This window comes from Gemmatimonas sp. (genome assembly GCF_044376735.1).
GTDB lineage: Bacteria > Gemmatimonadota > Gemmatimonadetes > Gemmatimonadales > Gemmatimonadaceae > Gemmatimonas.
The window spans coordinates 1-3,010 of record NZ_JBILKJ010000255.1 but is presented as its reverse complement, the minus strand read 5'-3'; the positions used below and the strand labels follow the sequence as shown (position 1 = coordinate 3,010).

General features: G+C 63.8%; 3 protein-coding genes and 2 pseudogenes. All 5 read left to right on the top strand.

The features are described from left to right. Window positions 1-185, top strand: a pseudogene (locus ACIRA7_RS16305) (NADH-quinone oxidoreductase subunit B); the annotation flags it as partial. Continuing rightward, window positions 182-952 (top strand): NADH-quinone oxidoreductase subunit C, encoded by a 771-nt coding sequence (locus ACIRA7_RS16300; protein ID WP_396221887.1) that lies wholly within the window; start codon window positions 182-184, stop codon window positions 950-952. The pseudogene ACIRA7_RS16305 and the gene ACIRA7_RS16300, both read left to right, overlap by 4 nt. Before the next feature lie 137 nt (window positions 953-1,089). Next, window positions 1,090-2,259: an NADH dehydrogenase (quinone) subunit D gene (nuoD, locus tag ACIRA7_RS16295; RefSeq protein WP_396221888.1), complete on the top strand. Its 1,170-nt coding sequence runs from the start codon at window positions 1,090-1,092 to the stop codon at window positions 2,257-2,259. Continuing rightward, window positions 2,256-2,807 carry an NADH-quinone oxidoreductase subunit NuoE gene (gene nuoE / locus ACIRA7_RS16290; protein ID WP_396221886.1) on the top strand — a complete coding sequence of 184 codons (552 nt, stop codon included), beginning with the start codon at window positions 2,256-2,258 and terminating at the stop codon, window positions 2,805-2,807. The genes nuoD and nuoE overlap by 4 nt, the downstream gene beginning before the upstream one ends. Then, a pseudogene (locus tag ACIRA7_RS16285) lies at window positions 2,807-3,010 on the top strand (NADH-quinone oxidoreductase subunit F); the annotation flags it as partial. The gene nuoE and the pseudogene ACIRA7_RS16285, both read left to right, overlap by 1 nt.

Genomic DNA, 3,010 nt, shown 5'->3' with positions numbered 1-3,010 from the left:
AGGCGCTCATCCACGGCATCATGATGCTGCAGAAGAAGGTGATGCAGGAGCGCCTGAAGGACACCACGCGCCACGTGGAGATCGTGCCCGATACCGAGAGCCAGCTCTACATTCCGCCCTCGCGCATCGACGAACTCTCGGAGCCCTTCGGCAATTCAGTGCACCAGACCCGGTCGGCGCCGTGACCGCGCCGATCGTTCCGGCGACGGACAACGGTGCGCCCTCCGTGGTGCTGCAGGCCGCGATTGCGTCGGATGCTCACGGCGCGCCGATTACACCGACCAACATCGCGCATCGTGGCGGCCCGGTGAATCCAACGGCCGCCGCACTCATGGCGCGCTTCGGCGCAGCCATTGTGCGCTCCGAGGTCACTTGGGGCGAGACGACGGTGTACGTCACGAACGAGGCGCTGCATGACATCGTACGCTGGCTGCACGACGAGCCCAGTGAACGGTACGACTATCTGGTCGACGTCACGGCGGTCGAGTATCGTGACGCCGATCGCCCCATTGAAGTGGTGTGGCACCTGCGCGCGCTGGCCCATCGTCGCTTCCTCCGACTCAAGGTCGAACTCGTGAAGCGCGCCCTGTTGTCCGTGCCGTCCATTATTGACGTCTATAGCGGCGCCGATTGGCTCGAGCGTGAGTGCTACGACATGTTCGGCATTCGCTTTGAGGGTCATCCCGATTTGCGGCGCTTGTTGATGTGGGAGACGTACAAGGAAGGCCACCCGCTCCGTAAGGACTTCCCGTTGCGCGGCCGGTTCAGTCGAGCCGAACAGTTGAAGCAGGCGTTGGCGGCCGATCCGGAAGCACGCTACTCCATGGAAGAGTTGTCGATCGCCGATGCCTTCGATTCGCTGCCGGAGGACATGAAGCGCCGTCTCGCCGCACGTGCCGAGCGGCACGACGTGACCGACGTGACGGACGTCAACGACGAGGTGGGCGAATGAGCTCACGCCGTACGATTGAAGTGGCCCTCGGCACCAGCGGACTCGACGCGAACGGCATGCCGTTGCGCGCACCGCTGGTCGCGCAGGGCGGCAAAGCGGTCGCCCTCGACGCGCCGGTGATAGGGCCCGAGCCCGAGATGGGCTCCGACCACATGCTGATCAACATCGGTCCGCAGCACCCGGCGACCCACGGCGTATTGCGTCTGGTGCTCGAACTGGATGGCGAGACGGTGGTGCGTTGTATTCCGCACATCGGCTATCTGCACTGCGGTTTCGAGAAGATCGGCGAGTATCGTCAGTACAACCAGATCATCCCGTGGACCGATCGCGAGGACTATCTCAACTCGCCGGGCAACAACGTCGCCTTCGTGCTCGGCGCTGAGCGGCTGTTCGGCGTGGGCATGACCGATCGATGCAAAGTGCTGCGCGTCATCCTCATGGAATTGTCGCGCATCATCTCACACCTGGTCTGGCTCGGTACGACGTCGGTGGACCTTGGCGCGTTCACGCCGTTCCTGTGGTTGTATCAGGAGCGTGAGAACGTGTACAACCTGCTCGAAGGCTGGGTGGGGGCGCGCCTCACCACCACCGCGACGCGCGTTGGTGGCATGGCGGCCGACATCCCTGATGGCTGGCTCGACGGATTGCGGGCGTTTCTCCGCGGCTTTCCGAAGACGCTGGAAGAATCGGTGCGCATGCTCGAAACCAATGCCATCTGGGCTGGACGGACGGTCGGTCTGGGCGCCATGAGTGCGCAGGAAGCGGTGAACGCCGGCCTGTCCGGTCCGATGCTTCGCGCTTCGGGCGTGGCGTACGACGTGCGCAAGGACTTTCCGTATCTCGACTACGAGACCTACGACTTCGACGTGGTGGTCGGCACGGCCGGTGACGTCTACGATCGCTTCTTGGTCCGCGTGGAAGAGATGCGCCAGAGTGTGCGTATTCTCGAACAGGCGCTACAACGGTTACCCGACGGACCCGTGAACATCAACGACCCTCGCCTCATTCTGCCGCCCAAGCACAAGGCGACGAGTGAGATGGAATCGATGATCCACCACTTCAAGCTCGTCATGGAAGGCCCGCGTCCCCCCGCCGGCGAATGCTACGTGCCGGTCGAAAGCCCGAAGGGTGAGAAGGGGTACTACATGGTCAGCGATGGCACGTCGAAGCCGGTGCGCTGGCGCATTCGTCCGCCCTCGTTCGTGAACCTGTCGGCGATTCCGAAGATGGTGGAAGGACATTTGCTGTCGGACGTGATCGCGATCAACGCGAGCATCGACATCGTGATGGGAGAGATCGACCGGTGAGTCATGGACCTTCCGCCAATGGTGGCGCACTCGTCGCGGCCCCGCCGCATGGTACGCACCACGATGAACCGCACGCGCCCGTGTTCGTCGACGACGCACGCGTCGAACTCGATCGCATTCTGTCGCGTTATCCGACCAAGCAGGCGGCGTTGCTGCCAGCCTTGTGGATGCTGCAGGACGCCCGCGGCTGGGTGAGCGAGGGCGGCATCGAGGAAGTCGCCGCCGCGCTCGACATCACGCCGGCGTACGTGAAGGGCGTGGTGAGCTTCTACACCATGTACCATCAGCATCCCGTCGGTCGCCACTTCATCCAGGTGTGCACGACCACGCCGTGCAACGTGTGCGGCGCCGAAGATGTCGTGAAGTCGCTGCTCGAGCACACGGGATGTGGCGACCTCGGTCTCACCAGCGCCGATGGCCGCTTCACGGTCGTCGAAGTCGAATGCCTCGGCGCCTGCGGCTTCGCCACGCCGCTCATGATCAACAACGATTTTGTGGAATCGGTGACACCGGAGTCGGTGCCGCGGATTCTGGCGGAGCTGACGTAATGGGGTACCCGCATCCGTCGCATCCGCGTGAGACGCCGATCCTGTCCAAGTATTTCGGCGATCCGGAGGCGCGTACTCTCGCTGGGTGGCGTGCGCGTGGTGGGTATGAGGCGCTCGAAAAGGCGCTCAGCACCGACCCGCAGGAGTTACAGACCGTGGTGAAGGATTCCGGCCTGCGCGGTCGGGGTGGTGCCGGCTTTCCG